This is a genomic window from Tatumella sp. UBA2305, assembly GCF_002345795.1.
GTDB lineage: Bacteria > Pseudomonadota > Gammaproteobacteria > Enterobacterales > Enterobacteriaceae > Tatumella > Tatumella morbirosei.
The window spans coordinates 113631-132879 of sequence record NZ_DDVT01000012.1; the positions used below are offsets into that span (position 1 = coordinate 113631).

The following is a 19249-nucleotide window of genomic DNA, read 5'->3' on the forward strand; positions in this document are numbered from 1 at the left end:
CGGCTCTGACAACACCCTGCGGGTGTCCTGACCTGATATCAGAAACGAGAATGACCATGTTTAAGCCTGAACTACTTTCCCCTGCCGGCACCCTGAAAAATATGCGCTATGCCTTTGCTTATGGTGCCGATGCGGTCTATGCCGGACAACCACGTTACAGTCTGCGGGTACGTAATAATGAATTCAGCCATGAGAATCTGCGACAAGGTATTCAGGAGGCTCATGCCCTGGGGAAAAAGTTTTATGTGGTCGTGAATATCGCCCCGCACAATGCCAAACTCAAAACCTTTATCCGTGACCTGCAACCGGTCGTGGATATGCAGCCTGATGCCTTGATTATGTCTGATCCCGGGCTGATTATGCTGGTCCGCGAGGCCTTCCCGGAAATGGATATTCATCTCTCGGTGCAGGCAAATGCCGTTAACTGGGCCACGGTGAAATTCTGGCAGCAGATGGGACTGAGTCGGGTCATTTTGTCACGCGAGTTATCTCTGGAAGAAATCGAAGAAATCCGCCGTCAGGTGCCGGAGATGGAACTGGAAGTCTTTGTCCATGGCGCACTGTGCATGGCCTATTCTGGCCGTTGTCTGCTTTCCGGCTATCTGAATAAACGTGACCCTAATCAGGGTACCTGCACCAACGCCTGTCGCTGGGATTATCAGGTTCAGGAAGGAAAAGAAGATAATATCGGTAATATTGTTGAAAAATTTAAGCCCATCCCGGTACAGCAGGTTGAACCGTCTCTGGGTATCGGCCCAGCCACGGATAAAGTGTTCCTGATCACCGAGAAGATGCGGCCCGAAGAGCCAATGAGTGCTTTTGAAGATGAACATGGCACTTACATTATGAACTCCAAAGATCTGCGAGCTGTCGCTCATGTGGAACGTCTGAGCCAGATGGGCGTTCATTCGCTTAAAATCGAAGGGCGCACCAAATCGTTTTATTACTGTGCCCGTACGGCGCAGGTCTATCGTAAAGCAATTGACGACACTGCTGCAGGTAAACCCTTCGACCCCTCGCTGTTGGATACCCTGGAAGGACTGGCTCATCGCGGTTATACCGAAGGTTTTTTACGCCGGCATACGCATGACAGCTACCAGAATTACCAGCAAGGATACTCTGTATCAGTTAGCCAACAGTTTGTCGGGGAATTTACCGGTCAACGGCGGGACGACTATGTGGAAGTCGCGGTTAAAAACAAATTTTTGCTGAATGATAGTCTGGAAATCATGACTCCTGCAGGTAATCTTACTTTCACACTGGACGAGTTGCTGAACAGCAAAAATCAACCAACAGAGGTTGCCCCGGGCGATGGTCACAAAGTCTGGATGCGGGTACCTGCAGATATCTGTCTTGATTACGCCCTGTTGTTACGTAATCTGCCGGACGGAGCCACCACTCAGGCCCCGCATACTTCAGTAGTTCAGGCCTAAGTTTTGCTATTTAGAATCTGATCACAGTTATCCGTCATTACAGTGGTTAGAATTAGCACATTATAACGAAGGATAAAGATTCTCTGATTACCTCAGAATCCACCTCATTTGCCCGCCTGGCCCCCCTGGCGGGTTTTCTTTTTTCTGCATTTCTGCACTGCGGTCACCGGCCTTTTTATGCTATAAATTCGGTTAACTGGCTTGTTTTTTCAGGAACAGAGGAATGAAACTCAGTACTAAAGCCATGATCATGGTGAACGGAAAAAGTGCCGCCGTTGATCCGCTACGTCAGGCAGTTTATCGTCTGCGGAGTGAAGGACATCTGATTGACGTCCGTGTTACCTGGGAACATGGTGATATTAGCCGTTTTCTGGACGAAGCCTCTGCGATTGATGCCGATACGGTGATTGCTGCCGGGGGTGACGGTACCATCAACGAACTGACGACTGCACTGGCCAGCCTCCCCCTCCATGCCCGCCCGACGCTGGGAATATTACCACTTGGCACCGCCAATGATTTTGCCCGTTCCGCCGCCATTCCGGAGTCTCTGGAAGCCTCTCTGCGGCTGGCTTTGCAGGGTGAAGTGACGGCGGTTGATCTGGTGAGAGTGAACGGTCAGCGTTATTTTATCAACATGGCGACCGGCGGATTTGGCACCCGGATCACCACCGAAACCCCCGATAAGCTCAAAGCTGCCCTGGGGGGGATGTCTTATGTTGTCCATGGCTTATTACGGATGGATACGCTGCAACCTGACCGGTGCGAAATCATCAGCGATGATTTTAGCTGGCAGGGCGACGCTCTGGTTATTGGTATCGGTAACGCCCGTCAGGCTGGCGGTGGCCAGCAGTTGTGCCCGACGGCCCTGATTGATGACGGGATCCTCGATATCAGCATTGTCACTGCCGAACAGTGGCTACCCTCGCTGTTGCATAATCTGGCGGGTACTCCCGGCAATCCGGGCGTGATCACCGGCCGGTGTCATCAACTGGAGATCAAGGCCCGCCACAATATGACCTTTAACCTGGACGGAGAGCCGTTGCAGGGTAACCATTTTCGGTTCGAGCTGTTACCTAAAGCAGTGAATTGCCGGCTTCCGGAGCACTGCCCGCTACTCAGCGCTACCACCGCGCAGTTTACTGAGTGATTACCACCAGCGATAAAAATGATGTACCGGTCCGTTACCCTGCCCTGCCTGCAAGCTATCGGCCGCCGCAATGGCTCCGGAAAGCCACTGTTTAGCGGCTAACACGGTGGCTGCCCAGTCTGGATTGCGTGGTCGTAATGCGGCCAGTGCCGCCGACAGGGTGCAGCCGGTACCATGGGTATTACGGGTATCAATACGTGTCGTGGTAAAACGTTGTTGAACTCCCTGACTGACCAGCCAGTCAGGGCTTTCGTCACTCCGCAGGTGCCCACCTTTAATCAATACCGCCTGACAGCCGGTGTTCAGCAACTGCTTCGCCTGGTTCAACATTTCCTGTTCGCTGGTAGCTTCCCTGCATCCCAGCAGTGCAGCGGCTTCCGGCAGGTTCGGAGTGATCAACGACACTTCCGGCAACAGTGAGTCCCTGAGCAGAGCCACCGCCTGCGGATCCAGCAACGGATCGCCACTTTTCGCCAGCATTACCGTATCGAGAACCCGCCACGACACGGTCGTTTTCCGCAGTTCGTCCGCCAGCATCCGGATAATCTCTGCGTTATGCAGCATACCGAGTTTCAGGGTATCAATCCTGACATCGTCCAGCACGGCCCGGAGTTGCTGACGGACAAACTCTGCCGGCACCGGAAATACCGAACGAACACCACAGGTATTTTGCGCCACCAGTGCGGTAATCACACTGGTGCCGTAGGCTTCCAGCGCTGAAAATGTTTTGAGATCGGCCTGAATCCCGGCACCACCGCTGGGATCCGTTCCTGCGATAGTCAGTGCATTAATACGCAGCATCAGTCACCTCCTGGCACGTGCCGTGGCGTAATTGCCAGAGAGCATCAATCAACCTGACAGCAAAACTCCCGGGTCCTGCAGACCGGCGGGCAGCCTGTTCACCGGCCAGCGACATCAGTTGGCAGGCGGCAGCGACGTGGTGAATCCTGTCGCCCGGTAGCGCACTGTAAGCCGCGACCAGTGCCGAGAGACCACAACCCGTTCCGGTGACCGCAGTCATCATCGGTGATCCCCCCTGCACTCTGATAATCCGGTGACCATCCGTCACATAATCTGTCTTTCCGGAAACCACCACCAGGGTCCGGTAGTCTGCTGCCAGCCGGATAGCGGCATCCACGGCCCGTGATGAGTCCTCCAGGCTGTCTACTCCCCGGCCCCCCACTCCTTCCCCTGCCAACGCCAGTATTTCAGAAGCATTACCCCGTATCACCGCCGGTGAGGCATCCAGTAAACGACGGCAAAAATCGCTTCGTAACGGCAACACGCCCACGGCAACAGGGTCCAGAGTCCACGGAACTCCTGCTTCACTGGCCGCATTCACTGCTAACTGCATCGCTTCGCTGAGTTCCCGTGTTATGGTGCCGACATTAATCAGCAGAGCTCCCGCATGGCGGGCCATCACCGGAACTTCTTCCGGATCAATCACCATCGCGGGAGACGCACCGGCTGCCAGTAAAATATTCGCGGTCTGGGCCTGTACTACCAGGTTTGTCATGCAATGTACCAGCGGTGGGGACGCTGAGAACTGCTGCCAGGATGCAGCAGACTGACGGGCGGAAAAAACAGAAGTGACTTCAGACATTTCAACGCTCCTGACGGGCATCAGGAAACGGATACCACTATTCAGGTATCAGACTTCCCTCCGCCGGTATGATCCGGTTCAGGTTCAACGGGTATTTCTCAGCCGTAAAGGGCACCCCGAGTCATTGGATTTAAATTTTACGGTCATTATTGTTAACTAACCTTAACAACAGATAGTAATGTCAGACAGAAGCATTGTAAATGTCGGGAGATTGCCGGATTCCCTCCGGGGAGAGCTCTGGCCTGACAATATCAGACAGCGATGGATGGACATCATTGATGATTTAAAATTTATCAGGCCGCACTTTAGCCAGTTATTGCATCAGGCATGAACAAAATGCAGACAGTTTCCTCCCAAATCCTGTTGCGGACTTCTGCCCGTGTCAGTCTGACAATGTGGCTGATTTTAGCGCTGCCGCCCCCGTGTTATCTCTGTTATTATAGGGCTATCTGTATACAGGCTGACGGCAACATCAGTGTTGCTGCACTGCCATACCGGCTGGCCTGCCCCTGTTAATCGTCTGAGAGTAAATCCTGTGACCCAACCTTTTGCTTCCCTGTCGCTGCCTGCCGCGCAGCTCGAAAACCTTGCTGAACTTGGTTATACCACCATGACGCCAGTTCAGGCCGCAGCCCTGCCGGAAATCCTGCAAGGTCGCGATGTTCGTGCGCAGGCCAAAACTGGCAGCGGCAAGACTGCAGCGTTTGGTATCGGACTGTTGCTTAACATTGATGCATCACAGTTCACTCCTCAGGCGATGGTTCTGTGTCCGACCCGTGAACTGGCGGATCAGGTGACGAAAGAACTGCGCCGCCTGGCACGCTATATTCCAAACCTCAAAATTCTCACATTGTGTGGTGGCCAGCCCATGGGACAGCAACTGGCATCACTGGCTCATGCGCCGCATATTGTCGTCGGCACCCCGGGACGCATTCAGGAGCATTTGGGCAGAAAAACTCTGGATGCGGGGCAGATGAAAGTGCTGGTGCTGGATGAAGCTGACCGGATGCTGGATATGGGATTCAGTGAAGCTATCGAAGATGTTATCAGTTATCTGCCGGTACAACGCCAGACATTGCTGTTTTCTGCCACTTACCCTCAGGGAATCGAAAGCATCAGTGCGCGGGTACAACAGCAACCGGTGAGTATCACCACCGGTGAGGTCTCCGCATTACCGGATATTGAACAGCAGTTTTATGAAGCTACCCGCGGTGAAAAACTACCACTGCTACAGACGCTGCTAAGCCACCACCAGCCAGCCTCTTGTGTCGTGTTCTGTAATACCAAACGCGACTGTCAGGAAGTATATGATGCACTGACCGACTCCGGCATCAGCGTACTGGCTTTGCATGGTGATCTGGAGCAACGTGACCGGGATCAGGTGCTGGTTCGTTTTGCTAACCAGAGCTGCCGCGTACTGGTTGCTACTGATGTGGCAGCTCGTGGACTGGATATTAAAGAACTGGCTATGGTGGTTAACTACGAACTCTCTTTTGACCCGGAAGTCCATGTTCACCGTATTGGCCGTACCGCTCGTGCAGGTCAGAAGGGCCTGGCGGTCAGCCTGGTTGCCCCGTCTGAAATTCAGCGGGCAAACGCGCTTGAAGATTATATTAGCCTGAAGCCTCAATGGTTGCAGGCCAGCAGTTTATCCGCCTCCTCCGCCGCCCCGATGGAAGCGACAATGGTAACTTTGTGTATTGATGGCGGACGGAAAGCGAAAATCCGGCCAGGAGATATTCTGGGTGCACTGACCGGAGAGGCAGGGCTGAACGCCGATAATATCGGAAAAATAGATCTGTTTCCGATGCATGCCTATGTTGCACTCCGTAAAGCTGCGCTGAGCAAGACTTTTCGCCAGTTGCAACAGGTGAAGGTTAAAGGGAAAAATTGTAAAATCAGAGTGCTCAGGTAACCCGTGGCAGGAGGTCTTACTGAACAGGGCCTCCCGGAATGACAGTTTTCCGTCTTCCCGTTTACCTGCCGACGGCAGCGACCCTCTTTAAATGAAGTCGCGCGCCAAATACTGCCCTGTGGCTTATCAGCGGGTTGCGGTAATGTCTGTGTTTCCTTTTTCATTGCACCTTAACTTTCAACCGAAGTCATTGTTGGCTGTCACTGAGCTGTGCCGCGCTGGCCAGTGTCTGAAAGTCAGGCCAGTGGTAGTAACATTTCGATACGGGTAACTGTTGCATCGACTGCCCCGTGAACAGACGTAATTCACCCAAAGCGGCCAACGATTCCCCCGCATAGACCGTTGGCAAGGTAAGTGCCAGACTAGCTTCCGGCTGACCGGGAACCGGAGTCGGAATTCGATCATTGCCGGTCAGATAGTTACGTTTCAGCACTAAGAATTTTTCAGGGACGGCTCTGCGGCTGTTCCACCATTTGCCATCCAGCATATCAAAATGAAAACGAGTCCCTTCCGGGGATTCAGCTTCGAGCCGCTGCAAAGCTTCCGGCAGCAGCGCGCTCATTGCAGTGTTAAAACCACCTTTACTGTAACCATGCCCTGTAAGCAGGAGGGTAGCAGCCAGACGAACCCCGACCAGATTAGAATAGAGATCTTCCGGAGAGAATGCGGAAATACCCTCGGAAAATCCGGGAACCGATTCAAACCCATACCATTGCGCAATTTCGTGCCAGGCTGCAATTTCAAAGGCTATCCTCGCCGATATCCAAACCGCCAGCGTATAGGCAGTAGCGGGATCATCTGGTGGACGAAAAGCACTGAACACTATTTCCCGCTTTGCCAGCTCGTCCTCACCCGGTGAAATAGTAAATGCTTTTCCCAGTCCGGGGTAGAGCTGGCTGAATATCCAGAACGTCATATCTGCGCTGTCACGGATATGCGCAGTATCGATAAAACCGCCAAGCCTGGTGTAGATAATGCCGTTGTACTCCGGGTCAAGGCCCGTCAGTGCCAGCACTGCCCCCCAGTGGCTGTCGTTATAACTGTGCTGGCCAGTATTTTCGGCATCAATCACATTATTAATCCGGTACCCGGGCACAGGTATACCCGCCAACCGGGTTTTCAGATCATAACCAAATGCGCAGCATGGGCGCAGCCCCTCCGGAGGAGATAACGGCTTCACTACCGGCCAGGCTTCGCTGGCTTGTTGTTGCGGCTGATGAGAAAAATCGATACTGACAGGCACTACTGCTTCCGCCAACGTAACACAAAGTAACAGCGCCAGTAATAAAACACCCATCCCTGTTTTCAAAACGCCTCTCCTGCCTGAAAGTAAAATGCGCTGCTGCCTCTGCCGATGCCATAGTCCAGTCTGATATTCATCCCGGGTTTAAATTCAAAGCGATATCCGGCGCCGACAGTGGGTAACCAGCGTTCAGCTAAAGATGCCGAAAAACGCGGTGCCATTGTGCCGCTGCCAATCCAGCCGACAACGCCGTTCCTCCAGCTCAGCGCATGACGGTATTCCAGTTGCGCAGTAATCACATTCCTGTCCCGGTAACGTCCCGGGTAATACCCTCTGAAATGATTACTGTCCCCCAACATCGGCAGCATATTCCAGGGTACCTGCCCGCTGGTGAATGCACCGTTAATTTCAAAGGCAATCACCCGTTTATCATCCAGGGCATGATAAGCACTGAAATGGGCCGTCCAGGCATCAAATCCGGTATCACTTCCAGTCTGACGCCGGTAACGAATATACTGCAGGCTGGCATCTATTCCCCGATGCGGATTAGGCACAAAGTCACGACTGTCATAGCTCAGGCTGAACAGTGGGCCGCTACTGAATACTCCCTGCCCGTCAGCCTGCTGTTCCGGTCCTGGCTTGTGTTTATTCCGGATGCCACCGGCTTGCATATTATTCAGTGACCAGCCAGCGCCCAGATACGTGTCCGGAGCAATCTGACGTAAAACCTGAGGTATCACACTGATGTCCTGAGAAATATACCTTATCCGGTTTCGGTTCTGACGACCGGCTGCAAACCCCTTCCCCCAGTACCAGGTTGGGGTATGACTTAAGGTCGCTTCGATAAATAACCGCCAGCGATCATTGTCGTAGAAGCTGTAGTTGTTCAGATGTAATCCGGCAGCCCCGGTGCTACTGGCGTAGCCACTGAGCGTGACCGAGGAGTTCTGGCTGATATGATCATTAACATCCGGACGGTACAATCCGGCCACCACCATCCCCAGACCTATCCCCAGCTCGGGGGTATAAAAAGGGCCGGGTATCATTCCCCAGTCTATGCCGTGGCTTGAGTCAAACGTCCGGCTGGCTCCCAATGGAGTCAGCCAATGGTCAATTTGTTGACGTGAGGGCAAAACCTGCGCAGATGTCAACGATGACCACAGTGAACACCCCAACACCAATATTTTCGGTAACCGGCAATACATCAGAAACGATATTCCCCGGAGACGAAGAAACTGTTTCTCTCAGCAAATCCTATTTCGGTGGCGATATTAAAATGGCGGGTAATACTGTACTGGGCACCTATCAGAACATTCCACGGCGATTGCAGGCGCTGTTTCACATCAAAACGTCCGTTTCCGTTACGATTCGCCATCGCCATCAACTGTTTCAACGAAGCCGGCATCGTCAAATCATTAAGATTTCCCTTAAACTCCTGCTGAACATTCTGGTACATCGTTCCCATCCAGACGTTCAGTTTTCCCGGGGTCAGACCTATCCTGCGTATACCCGGTGTGTCAAAGCGGTAACCTATTCTCGGCGAGACAGTCAACGCATTGATGCTGCCATCGAGAATATCAAAGTGAGTCTGGGTATAGTTAAAATCGACCAGTCCATACCAGTTACCGACCCCTCCAGCCAGTACAGTCCCTATTCCATAGGTATTTCCCTTAAATTTCAGTTCAAAATTGAGGTTATCGAACTGACCGGCGTTGTGCATGCTGTGGACCACATTGGAAATCAGCTGGTCCAGAATATTGCCTTTAAAATCGGCGGGATCAGAATCTACCCCGATTGATGAAACCGAATGGCCGCGGGTCTTGCCCAAAATTCCATAGATATTCAAGAATGGCAGTACCCAGGCATCCAGCCTCAGTGTGCGGGTTTTACTGTACTGCCGCGTTTTGCTGGCATCGATTTTGAACATCCCGGGAGGTAAGGCGATATTCCCCAGACCGAGTCCGGTGAAGTTGATCGAACTAACGTCAATATTCTGTCGGATATTCATATAGTTGATACCAATACCGAAGGGCTCAGGCAGTTCATACCCCATCTGAACGGCTTTGTCCCCGAGTAGCGGGAACCAGCGGCCATAATGCTTTACCGGAGTTGCGCTCAGCGGTGCCGGATTGGCGCTGACAGGAGCTTGCGGGGAAACCGTCGTCTCCGGGAGTTGATACAGTGATGAAATATCCTGAGGTGTGGCACCGTAAGCGTTACAAAGCATGCCCTGGAGGGCGAACAGACTGAGAGCCTGATATCTGATTTTCATTGTTTTAAGTTCTGCCATTGCCGGAAATGAGGGAAATTTACCCTTACAAAAAGAATGGAATTATGCGGGACAGTTGCGGGTAATTATCAGCATAACGTGCTAACAATTAATAATTATCAGACCATTAATCTGCAATTAAATAATATTTATTATATATATTCTGATATGTAAATGCTTATTTATGACTTAATGCCCGCAAAGGCAGGGTGTTTTTCTGTGTATAGCGTCCGGATGGAGGCTGGCGATTTGCCAGTGAGTCATTACAGGAAAAGTAAGATCATCAAAAATGATGTATGAAGAGAATGGCGGATAAAGAAATCTGACAAAAAATACCACAGGTGATATTCAGGACAATCACCTGTGGGTGGCAACGGATTATTCGTCAGCCTGTATGGTTCTGATCAGGTAATCAAAAGCACTTAGTGAAGCTTTGGCTCCTTCACCGCTGGCCACGATAATTTGCTTATAGGGTACGGTGGTACAGTCACCGGCAGCAAAAATTCCCTTCTGATTGGTTTCGCATTTACTGTCAATTTCGATTTCACCAAAACGATTCAGAGTGATGTTTTCACTCAGCCATTGGGTATTAGGCAACAAACCAATCTGTACGAAGATCCCTGATACCGCCAGATTATGCTGCTCACTGGTCTGACGGTCCTGATAACGCAGACCCGTCACTTGCCTGCCATCACCGGTGACTTCCTGAGTCTGAGCATTAACAATGACATCCACATTTTTCAGGCTGTGCAGTTTATCCTGCAATACTTTATCGGCTTTCAATTCGCTGGCAAATTCCAGTAATGTGACGTGTTCGGTGATACCGGCTAAATCAATCGCCGCTTCAGCTCCGGAGTTACCGCCGCCAATCACAGCAACCTGTTTGCCTTTAAACAGCGGGCCATCACAATGTGGACAGTAAGTCACTCCCCGGGTCCGGTACTGCTCTTCTCCCGGCACGTTCATATTGCGCCAGCGGGCACCCGTCGCGAGGATAACCGACCTGGCTTTCAGGGTAGCACCGGAGGCGGTAGCCACAGAATGCAATCCACCAGTAACCTGAGCCGGCAGCAGCTGGCTGGCGGTCTGAGCTTCAATAACATCTATCTGATAATCTGACACATGCTGGCGTAATGCTCCGGCCAGTTTGCTGCCTTCGGTTTTTGGTACCGAAATATAGTTTTCGATATCTACTGTATCCAGCACCTGACCACCAAAACGTTCGCCCATCAACCCGGTCCGAATACCTTTACGTGCCGCATAGATGGCCGCCGCAACACCGGCAGGGCCGCTACCGACAATCAGAACATCATAGGGCTCACGCTGGTTTAGTGACTCAGCGGCTTTTTGACCGGCACGGGTATCCACTTTAGTGACGATTTCACTCAGTGTCAGACGGCCCTGAGCAAAGCTCTTACCATTCAGGAACACCGCCGGGACACCCATAATCTCGCGTTGTTCGATTTCGTTCTGGAATATACCGCCATCAATAGCCGTATGAGTGACCTGAGGATTAAGGATAGCCATCAGGTTCAGCGCCTGTACTACGTCAGGACAGTTGTGGCAGGACAAGGAGTAATAAGTTTCAAAGTTCAGTTCACCGTCCAGTTCGGCAACCTGAGATAACAGTTCCTGACTCTCTTTCGACGGATGGCCGCCGGTCTGAAGCAACGCCAGCACCAGGGATGTAAATTCATGCCCCAGTGGCGATCCTGCAAAACGCGGACCATGGTTCTGGCCTGGCTGAGAAATCATAAATGAGGGTTTACGTACTGCCAGGCTGTTATCCAGCGTCAGAGTTAACTTGTCGGACAGTCCGGTAATTTCATTCAGCAGTTCCTGCACTTCACCGGAAGCCTTACTGTCATCCAGAGTCGCGATTAACTCCACCGGACGGGTCAGTTTTTCAAGATAAATACTGAGTTGGTTTTTTAATGTGGTATCAAGCATATCGATCTCCTGGCAGAAAAACGGGTGCCGTAGCACCCGAATAAAACAGAATATTGGCTGGCAGGAAGGTTAGATTTTACCCACCAGGTCCAGTGAAGGAGACAGAGTCGCTTCACCCTCTTTCCATTTTGCAGGGCACACTTCACCAGGGTGAGTCGCCACATACTGAGCCGCTTTCACTTTACGCAGCAGGTCAGAGGCATCACGGCCGATACCTTCAGCAGTAATTTCGATTGCCTGGATGACGCCTTCCGGGTCAACGATAAAGGTTCCACGGTCAGCCAGACCCTGGTCTTCACGCATGATTTCGAAATTACGGGTCAGTGCACCGGTCGGGTCGCCAATCATCGCATAACGGATTTTAGCAATGGTTTCTGAGCTGCCATGCCATGCTTTGTGGGTGAAATGGGTATCGGTAGAAACAGAGTAAATATCTACTCCCAGTTTCTGGAATTCGTCGTAATGGTCAGCAACATCACCTAATTCAGTCGGGCAGACAAAAGTAAAATCAGCAGGATAGAAGAAGAAAACGCTCCATTTACCTTCGGTGTCTTTCTCTGTCAGTTCGACGAACTGGCCATCTTTAAACGCATTGTTTTTAAACGGTTTGATTTTAGTATTGATAATAGACATTCGTTGCCCTCCGTAAAAAGTTGAGTTCTAAAGTACCCTGCCGGCTCAGAGAGCACCAATACTCTGTCGTTATCAATTTAATAACTAAAATCTATTAAACGGTGGATGAATAATATGCTGGACTGTTTCATTTAACCCGTTATCCGGTATAGAGTTTGCCCATGGAAAAGTCCCTGAGCTTTATCATACGCCCTTACTGCGAAGCCGATCGCCCGTTTCTCAGAACACTGTATCTGTCCAGTCGCCGGAGTAACTGGCACTGGCTGACCGGCGATAACTGGCAGCTGGAGGATTTTGACCCGTTGATTCTCGGTGAGCAGGTGTTCGTTGCCATGGCAGATCAGGAGCGTGCCGGTTTCGCGGCCTGGTCGCCGGTCAATAATTTTCTGCACAGTTTATTTGTCAGCCCGGATTACCAGCGAGGCGGTGTAGGTTCGGCACTATTGCAACAGGTACAGCAACAGTTTACAACGACCGGCAGTCTGAAATGCATGGCCAAAAATCATGCTGCCCACCAGTTTTACCTGCAACATGGCTGGGAGGACATTGCCTGCGGAGAATCGGAAGAAGGTCCCTATATTCTGATGCACTATCCGCGTCATCACCGCGTTGACAATGATGACGCAGACACCAGAATTACAGGGCGCGGAAACTGATATCCGCGGGGATCACTTTACCCTGCCAGTAGAGTTTCGCCGCCACCGTCGAAGCCATCCGGCGATAAAGTTGAGTAAATTCACTGTCCGGTTGCCGGATGACTGTGGGTTCTCCGGCATCCAGATCTTCACGTAATGAAATATGCAGCGGGATCTGTCCCAACAATTCGATACCGTAATCTTCAGACAGTTTTTCCGCACCGCCGGTGCCAAAAATTGGCTCATGAAAACCACACTGGCTACAAATATGAACACTCATATTTTCCACCACACCCAGTACCGGGACATCGACTTTATTAAACATCACGATGCCTTTACGGGCATCGAGCAGTGCCACATCCTGGGGCGTGGTCACCACCATCGCCGCCGTTACCGGTATATTCTGCGCCAGTGTCAGCTGGATATCCCCTGTGCCGGGAGGCATATCAATAACCAGATAATCGAGTTCGGGCCACAGGGTTTCGTTAAGTAATTGCAACAATGCTTTACTGGCCATCGGCCCGCGCCAGACCATCGCATTATCTTCGGTGACCAGATAACCTATCGAGTTGGTGGCCAGCCCGTGAGCCATAACAGGAGCCATATGTTTGCCGTCAGGTGAGGAAGGCCGCCTCTCTTCCGTCCCAATCATTAAAGGTATTGATGGCCCATAAATATCGGCATCCAGTAATCCCACACGGGCCCCTTCAGCCATCAGCGCCAGCGCCAGATTGATGGCTGTCGAGGACTTTCCTACCCCCCCTTTGCCTGAGCTGACTGCAATAATATTTTTTACGCCGTGCCCCGAAGGAAGATTTTTCACCCGCTTCAGGGTGGCGATGTCGTGGGTCAGTCGCCACTCGACGCGAGAGGCTCCTGACAGCTGTTGCAATTCGGCGTTCACCGCCTGCTGTAATGCCTCAAACCCGGACTGCCAGGCAAACGGCATCACCAGTTCGATATGTAATACGTTGTCCAGCAGCGCCACATGATGCACAGCATTCAGCCGGACCAGATCCTGTTGCAGGGTCGGATGTACAAAGCGTTGTACGACGGCGCTCACCTGCTGATACAGGGCTTCCGGTGAATATTGCTGACGGGAATCTGACATCATCCCTTCTCCTTCTGACAGATTACGTGGTAACCACAACGCACAATAAACCGCTGTTCAACCGCTAGTGTAACAGATCGCTCCTGTGGCCTGCGATCCTGCCATTATCCCCCAGCGCTTGTTTACGTTAACGGTGCCTTCGGTTACCATTCAGAACTCATTTTCAAACCAACAGAAAGCTACGCAAACTATGAATCAGCTCGCTAAAAAAATAATGGTAACGTGCGCTCTGCCGTACGCCAATGGATCAATCCATCTCGGGCATATGCTGGAACACATCCAGGCAGATATCTGGGTACGTTACCAGCGAATGCGTGGCAATACCCTGTGGTTTATTTGTGCTGACGACGCCCACGGTACACCTATCATGCTGAAAGCACAGCAACTCGGGGTTACCCCGGAGCAAATGATTGGTGAGATGAGCCGGGAACATCAGACAGATTTCGCCGGGTTTAACATCAGTTATGACAATTATCACTCTACTCACAGTGAAGAAAACCGCGTACTGTCTGAACAAATTTATGGTCGCCTAAAACAAAACGGTTTTATTAAAAACCGTACCATTTCTCAGCTTTATGACCCGGAAAAAGGGATGTTTTTGCCGGACCGTTTTGTCAAAGGAACCTGTCCGAAGTGTAAAACACCTGACCAGTACGGCGATAATTGCGAAGTCTGCGGGGCAACGTACAGCCCGACTGAACTGATTGAACCTAAGTCAGTGATTTCCGGTTCGACTCCGGTAATGCGTGATTCTGAGCATTTCTTCTTTGATTTGCCCTCATTTTCCGCCATGTTGCAGACCTGGACCCGCTCCGGGGCATTGCAGGAACAGGTCGCGAATAAGATGCAGGAGTGGTTCGACTCCGGTCTGCAACAATGGGATATTTCGCGTGATGCGCCGTATTTCGGTTTCGAGATTCCGGATGCTCCGGGCAAGTATTTCTATGTCTGGCTGGATGCGCCTATCGGTTATATGGGATCGTTTAAGAATCTGTGTGACAAACGGGGTGATATCGATTTCGAGGAGTACTGGAAAAAAGACTCGACGACTGAGCTGTATCACTTTATCGGAAAGGATATCGTCTATTTCCATAGCCTGTTCTGGCCGGCGATGCTGGAAGGCAGCGGGTACCGTAAACCTGACAACCTGTTTGTTCATGGTTACGTTACGGTAAACGGTGCCAAAATGTCTAAATCCCGCGGGACATTTATTAAAGCCAGTACCTGGTTACGACACCTGGACGCCGACAGCCTGCGTTACTACTATGCCGCCAAGCTCTCTTCACGTATTGATGATATTGACCTGAATCTGGAAGATTTCGTACAGCGGGTTAATGCAGATATTGTCAATAAAGTCGTTAACCTGGCGTCTCGTAATGCCGGATTTATTACTAAACGTTTTAACGGAAAACTGTCTGATCATCTGGCCGACCCGGCGCTGTACCAGACCTTTGTTGATGCCAGTGAAAAAATTGGCGATGCCTGGGAAAGCCGTGAGTATAGCCGCGCTATCCGCGAAATTATGTCCCTGGCAGACCTGGCAAACCGCTATGTGGATGAGCAGGCCCCGTGGGTCGTCGCCAAACAGGAAGGCCGTGAGGCTGATCTGCAGGCTATCTGCTCAATGGGTATTCACCTGTTCCGTATTCTGATGACCTGGCTCAAACCGGTGTTGCCGGAACTGGCTCAGCGGACTGAAGCCTTCCTGAACAGTGAACTGACCTGGGACAGCGTGGCACAACCACTGACAGGTCATACCGTTGCGCCATTTAAAGCGCTCTACCAGCGTATCGAAATGGCGAAGGTGGCAGCCCTGGTGGATGCATCGAAAGAAGACGCCGCACAGACACCTGCCCCGGTCACCGCTAAGGCGGATAAAAAAGCTTCAGTCGCCACCGAAAAAGCGGCTAAAAAGGCTGAAGAGCAGACGGAAGGCGTGATAGGCATTGATGATTTTTCCAAAGTGGATATGCGTGTTGCTCTGATTGAACAAGCAGAACTGGTCGAAGGGTCTGATAAACTCTTACGTCTGATGCTGGATGTCGGAGGTGAGAAACGGCAGATTTTCTCCGGAATTCGTGCAGCCTATCCTGACCCGTCAGTTCTGGTGGGACGACTGACCATTATCGTGGCCAACCTCGCACCACGTAAAATGCGCTTTGGTGTTTCCGAAGGGATGGTACTGTCAGCCGGTCAGGGTGGCAAAGATCTGTTTATCCTCTCTGCTGACAGCGGCGCTCAACCGGGAATGCCGGTACGCTAACCCAACCAGCCTCATCTGTTGATTAAAAGCCGGTCTTCGCCGGCTTTTTTTCTTTGAGATTTTTATTGTTACCTCAGGCCAGGTTGACCAGCGGGTAACTTTGCGACAGGTCCCGCATAGTTGTAATCAAAACTGACGGTTACATTGTACATTTGACAGAGATCACATATAAAAACCTACCCAACTTAGGTTCATTGAATGAGGCATGGTATGCACCCACGATACAGATCCGCTTTTGCGAACCTCGATGCCACCTTGCAGCAGGAATTATTGCCGCTCATCGACAGCCCACAATTTAAGGCTACCCTTGATCCGCAAACTATCTCACGGCTCATGGCTCGCAGCGACTTAGATGAAAATGCACTGGCTCTTGCGCTGTTGCCTCTGGCCGCCAGTTGTGCGCTGACGCCGTTATCTGAATTCAATGTCGGGGCCATCGCACGCGGCATTAGTGGTCACTGGTACTTTGGGGCCAATATGGAGTTTAGCGGCGCTCCTTTACAACAAACCATTCATGCAGAACAGTGTGCAGTGACTCATGCCTGGCTCTCCGGAGAAAAGCGACTGAACGCCATTACGGTCAACTACACCCCCTGCGGGCATTGCCGGCAATTTATGAACGAACTTAACAGCGGAGGATTGCTGCAGGTATGTCTGCCCGGCCGGCCGCCGCGGACTCTGGCTGAATATCTGCCGGAAGCCTTCGGTCCTGCTGATTTGCAAATTAGTCAGGTACTGATGGATGAAGATACACAATCTTTTGTCGGCCATCAGGATCCCCTGATCAATGCCGCGATTCAGGCAGCTGCTGCCAGCTATGCCCCCTATTCCGGCGCTTACAGTGGCGTTGCTCTGTTAAGTGATGAAGGTACCGTTTACGCCGGACGCTACGCCGAAAATGCCGCCTATAACCCGTCGTTACCGCCGCTACAATCTGCACTGATTTTAATGAATTTACAGGGCGGAGATTGTCTTGCCATTCGTCAGGCCGTACTGGCTGAAAACGCCGGAGCCAAACTGAGTCAGCACAGAGCTACCCGTGCAACACTCGAGGATCTGGGTTGCCACCAGCTGCTGGTGGTCGCTCTGCAGACAGCGCCCTGAATGTTGTTGGTTAAATTTGCGTCATCATTAACAATTTATTGATCTTTTATACTTATCATTCGGCGGTTAACGCTATATTTTTGTCAGACACTGACACCTTTGGTGACACTGTGCGGTCACCGGAGTCTATTCTGAGGAGCATGCACGACATGGAACTCGACTACGAAAGCAAACGCCCGTTATACATCCCTTACGCGGGTCCTATTCTTCTGGAATTTCCGTTACTTAACAAAGGCAGTGCCTTTACACGGGAAGAGCGTAACGAATTTAATCTTAATGGTCTGCTGCCGGAAACCGTGGAAACCATCGAGGAACAGGCTGAGCGTGCCTGGCATCAGTTTCAGGAGTTCAAGAATAACAACGATAAGCACGTTTATCTGCGAAATATTCAGGACACGAATGAAACCCTGTTTTACCGCCTGCTGGATGACCACCTTGAAGAAGTCATGCCTATCATTTATACCCCGACGGTAGGCGCCGCTTGCGAACACTTTTCCGAGATCTACCGCCGCGCCCGTGGGGTATTTATTTCTTATCCCAACCGTGAGCATATCGAAGATATGCTGCAAAATGCGACCAAACAGAACGTCAAAGTCATTGTTGTTACCGATGGAGAAAGGATCCTCGGACTGGGTGACCTGGGGATCGGCGGAATGGGGATCCCTATCGGCAAATTATCTCTGTATACCGCCTGTGGGGGTATCAGCCCGGCATACACGCTGCCTGTCGCGCTGGATGTCGGAACCAATAACCAGCAGTTGCTAAACGATCCGTTGTATATGGGCTGGCGCAACCCAAGGATTGGGGGCGAGGAATATGCAGAATTTATTCATGAATTTATCTCTGCGGTAAAACGTCGCTGGCCCAATGTTCTGCTGCAGTTTGAAGATTTTGCTCAGAAAAATGCCATGCCGTTGCTGGAACAATACCGTGATGAACTGTGCTGTTTTAACGATGATATTCAGGGCACCGCAGCAGTCGCTGTGGGAACGCTGATCGCCGCCAGTCGTGCTGCAGGTGGCAAGATTTCTGACCAGACTGTGGTTTTCCTGGGCGCTGGTTCTGCCGGGTGTGGGATTGCCGAGCAGATCATAATTGAAATGAAAGCCGAAGGTCTTAGCGATGCTGAAGCCCGTCGCCGGGTGATGATGGTCGACCGTTATGGTTTACTGACCGATAAGCTACCTAATCTGTTGCCTTTCCAGACCCGTCTGATCCAGGCATCTGAGGATGTGGCTGGCTGGCAGGTAGAAAATGACGCAATTTCGCTGCTGGATGTAGTCCGCAATGCGAAGCCGACGGTATTAGTCGGGGTTTCTGGTCAGCCGGGACTGTTCACAGAAGAAATTATCCGTGAAATGCACAGCCACTGCCCTCGCCCTATCATTATGCCGTTGTCTAACCCGACATCCCGTGTTGAAGCAGTCCCGGCAGACCTGATCGCCTGGACGGAAGGTGCCGCACTGGTCGCTACCGGAAGCCCGTTCGCGCCGGTCAGCTGGAAAGATAAAACCTACCCGATTGCCCAGTGTAATAATGCCTATATCTTCCCGGGTATCGGACTGGGTGTTATCGCCTCAAAAGCCAGCCGGATCACCGACTCCATGCTTATGAGCGCCAGCCGTGCACTGGCAGATTGTTCTCCACTGGCTACCAAAGGTGAAGGCCCGGTCTTACCGGAACTGAAAGATATTCAGCAGGTATCCCGCTACATTGCCATTGAGGTGGCTAAAGCCGCCCAGGCGGCAGGCGTTGCTATAGAAACCTCTGAAGAAGTCCTGACTCAGGCAGTAGAAGATAATTTCTGGAAACCTCAGTACCGCCATTACCGCCGTACATCCATCTGATGTCCGTGACCCGGTAATAGCGCGTGTCTTTCGTCGGGTCACACATCAGTCTTGCCTGTCGCAAGTGGCTCAAGTACCCTTGGGTCACTTTCAACT

At 51.6% G+C, this 19249-nt stretch carries 15 protein-coding genes and 1 riboswitch; of the genes, 7 read left to right on the forward strand and 8 right to left on the reverse strand.

All coding sequences use genetic code 11. The features are described 5' to 3' along the window. Nucleotides 1-56 precede the first annotated feature (56 nt). Together yegQ and yegS are read left to right on the forward strand one after the other, a co-directional pair. Entirely contained in the window at nucleotides 57-1433 is a 1377-nt protein-coding gene (gene yegQ, locus B3Z23_RS05550) for a tRNA 5-hydroxyuridine modification protein YegQ (RefSeq protein WP_294902859.1), read from the forward strand. Between the two features lie 223 nt (nucleotides 1434-1656). Continuing rightward, nucleotides 1657-2580: a lipid kinase YegS gene (yegS, locus tag B3Z23_RS05555; RefSeq protein WP_294902789.1), complete on the forward strand. Its 924-nt coding sequence runs from the start codon at nucleotides 1657-1659 to the stop codon at nucleotides 2578-2580. Here the strand turns inward: yegS and thiD are convergent, their stop codons facing one another. Together thiD and thiM are read right to left on the reverse strand one after the other, a co-directional pair. Next, entirely contained in the window at nucleotides 2581-3381 is an 801-nt protein-coding gene (gene thiD, locus B3Z23_RS05560; RefSeq protein WP_294902791.1) for a bifunctional hydroxymethylpyrimidine kinase/phosphomethylpyrimidine kinase, read from the reverse strand. It lies immediately after the preceding gene. Then, on the reverse strand, nucleotides 3368-4183 hold the full coding sequence (gene thiM, locus B3Z23_RS05565; protein WP_294902793.1) for a hydroxyethylthiazole kinase: 816 nt from the start codon (nucleotides 4181-4183) through the stop codon (nucleotides 3368-3370). The genes thiD and thiM overlap by 14 nt, the downstream gene beginning before the upstream one ends. Before the next feature lie 38 nt (nucleotides 4184-4221). After that, nucleotides 4222-4312, reverse strand: a riboswitch (TPP riboswitch). A 406-nt stretch (nucleotides 4313-4718) separates the two neighbouring features. Here thiM and dbpA point away from each other — a divergent pair. Further along, nucleotides 4719-6098 (forward strand): ATP-dependent RNA helicase DbpA, encoded by a 1380-nt coding sequence (gene dbpA, locus B3Z23_RS05570; RefSeq protein ID WP_294902795.1) that lies wholly within the window; start codon nucleotides 4719-4721, stop codon nucleotides 6096-6098. Nucleotides 6099-6285: 187 nt separating this feature from the next. Here dbpA and B3Z23_RS05575 read toward each other — a convergent pair whose 3' ends face one another. The 5 genes from B3Z23_RS05575 to ahpC form a co-directional block, all read right to left on the reverse strand. Beyond that, a complete protein-coding gene (locus tag B3Z23_RS05575) occupies nucleotides 6286-7407 on the reverse strand; it encodes a DUF4056 domain-containing protein (RefSeq protein WP_294902797.1) in 1122 nt (373 codons plus the stop codon). After that, on the reverse strand, nucleotides 7404-8546 hold the full coding sequence (locus B3Z23_RS05580) for a BamA/TamA family outer membrane protein (protein ID WP_294902799.1): 1143 nt from the start codon (nucleotides 8544-8546) through the stop codon (nucleotides 7404-7406). The genes B3Z23_RS05575 and B3Z23_RS05580 overlap by 4 nt, the downstream gene beginning before the upstream one ends. Further along, nucleotides 8546-9607 carry a hypothetical protein gene (locus B3Z23_RS05585; protein WP_294902861.1) on the reverse strand — a complete coding sequence of 354 codons (1062 nt, stop codon included), beginning with the start codon at nucleotides 9605-9607 and terminating at the stop codon, nucleotides 8546-8548. The genes B3Z23_RS05580 and B3Z23_RS05585 overlap by 1 nt, the downstream gene beginning before the upstream one ends. A 381-nt stretch (nucleotides 9608-9988) precedes the next feature. After that, nucleotides 9989-11560, reverse strand: coding sequence for an alkyl hydroperoxide reductase subunit F (gene ahpF / locus B3Z23_RS05590; protein WP_294902801.1), 1572 nt, complete (start codon nucleotides 11558-11560; stop codon nucleotides 9989-9991). A gap of 69 nt (nucleotides 11561-11629) precedes the next feature. Next, on the reverse strand, nucleotides 11630-12193 hold the full coding sequence (gene ahpC, locus B3Z23_RS05595) for an alkyl hydroperoxide reductase subunit C (RefSeq protein WP_038021575.1): 564 nt from the start codon (nucleotides 12191-12193) through the stop codon (nucleotides 11630-11632). A 161-nt stretch (nucleotides 12194-12354) separates the two neighbouring features. Between ahpC and B3Z23_RS05600 the strand changes: the two genes are divergently transcribed. Next, nucleotides 12355-12849 (forward strand): GNAT family N-acetyltransferase, encoded by a 495-nt coding sequence (locus tag B3Z23_RS05600; RefSeq protein WP_294902804.1) that lies wholly within the window; start codon nucleotides 12355-12357, stop codon nucleotides 12847-12849. Here the strand turns inward: B3Z23_RS05600 and apbC are convergent. Further along, the gene (gene apbC, locus B3Z23_RS05605) at nucleotides 12830-13942 is read right to left on the reverse strand and encodes an iron-sulfur cluster carrier protein ApbC (RefSeq protein WP_294902806.1); all 1113 of its coding nucleotides are present in this window, start codon (nucleotides 13940-13942) and stop codon (nucleotides 12830-12832) included. The genes B3Z23_RS05600 and apbC overlap by 20 nt on opposite strands. A 187-nt stretch (nucleotides 13943-14129) precedes the next feature. Here apbC and metG point away from each other — a divergent pair, with 187 nt between their 5' ends. From metG to B3Z23_RS05620, 3 genes are all read left to right on the forward strand, one after another. Next, a complete protein-coding gene (gene metG / locus B3Z23_RS05610; protein WP_294902808.1) occupies nucleotides 14130-16202 on the forward strand; it encodes a methionine--tRNA ligase in 2073 nt (690 codons plus the stop codon). Nucleotides 16203-16412: 210 nt separating this feature from the next. Continuing rightward, the gene (cdd, locus tag B3Z23_RS05615) at nucleotides 16413-17306 is read left to right on the forward strand and encodes a cytidine deaminase (RefSeq protein ID WP_294902810.1); all 894 of its coding nucleotides are present in this window, start codon (nucleotides 16413-16415) and stop codon (nucleotides 17304-17306) included. A gap of 149 nt (nucleotides 17307-17455) precedes the next feature. After that, the gene (locus B3Z23_RS05620; protein ID WP_294902863.1) at nucleotides 17456-19153 is read left to right on the forward strand and encodes an NAD-dependent malic enzyme; all 1698 of its coding nucleotides are present in this window, start codon (nucleotides 17456-17458) and stop codon (nucleotides 19151-19153) included. Nucleotides 19154-19249: the final 96 nt, after the last annotated feature.

Coding starts and splice junctions, on each gene's coding strand:
- yegQ (WP_294902859.1), top strand. CDS start 57: ATGTTTAAGCCTGAACTACTTTCCCCTGCCGGCACCCTGAAAAATATG.
- yegS (WP_294902789.1), top strand. CDS start 1,657: ATGAAACTCAGTACTAAAGCCATGATCATGGTGAACGGAAAAAGTGCC.
- thiD (WP_294902791.1), bottom strand. CDS start 3,381: ATGCTGCGTATTAATGCACTGACTATCGCAGGAACGGATCCCAGCGGT.
- thiM (WP_294902793.1), bottom strand. CDS start 4,183: ATGTCTGAAGTCACTTCTGTTTTTTCCGCCCGTCAGTCTGCTGCATCC.
- B3Z23_RS05580 (WP_294902799.1), bottom strand. CDS start 8,546: ATGTATTGCCGGTTACCGAAAATATTGGTGTTGGGGTGTTCACTGTGG.
- ahpF (WP_294902801.1), bottom strand. CDS start 11,560: ATGCTTGATACCACATTAAAAAACCAACTCAGTATTTATCTTGAAAAA.
- ahpC (WP_038021575.1), bottom strand. CDS start 12,193: ATGTCTATTATCAATACTAAAATCAAACCGTTTAAAAACAATGCGTTT.
- B3Z23_RS05600 (WP_294902804.1), top strand. CDS start 12,355: ATGGAAAAGTCCCTGAGCTTTATCATACGCCCTTACTGCGAAGCCGAT.
- apbC (WP_294902806.1), bottom strand. CDS start 13,942: ATGATGTCAGATTCCCGTCAGCAATATTCACCGGAAGCCCTGTATCAG.
- metG (WP_294902808.1), top strand. CDS start 14,130: ATGAATCAGCTCGCTAAAAAAATAATGGTAACGTGCGCTCTGCCGTAC.
- cdd (WP_294902810.1), top strand. CDS start 16,413: ATGCACCCACGATACAGATCCGCTTTTGCGAACCTCGATGCCACCTTG.
- B3Z23_RS05620 (WP_294902863.1), top strand. CDS start 17,456: ATGGAACTCGACTACGAAAGCAAACGCCCGTTATACATCCCTTACGCG.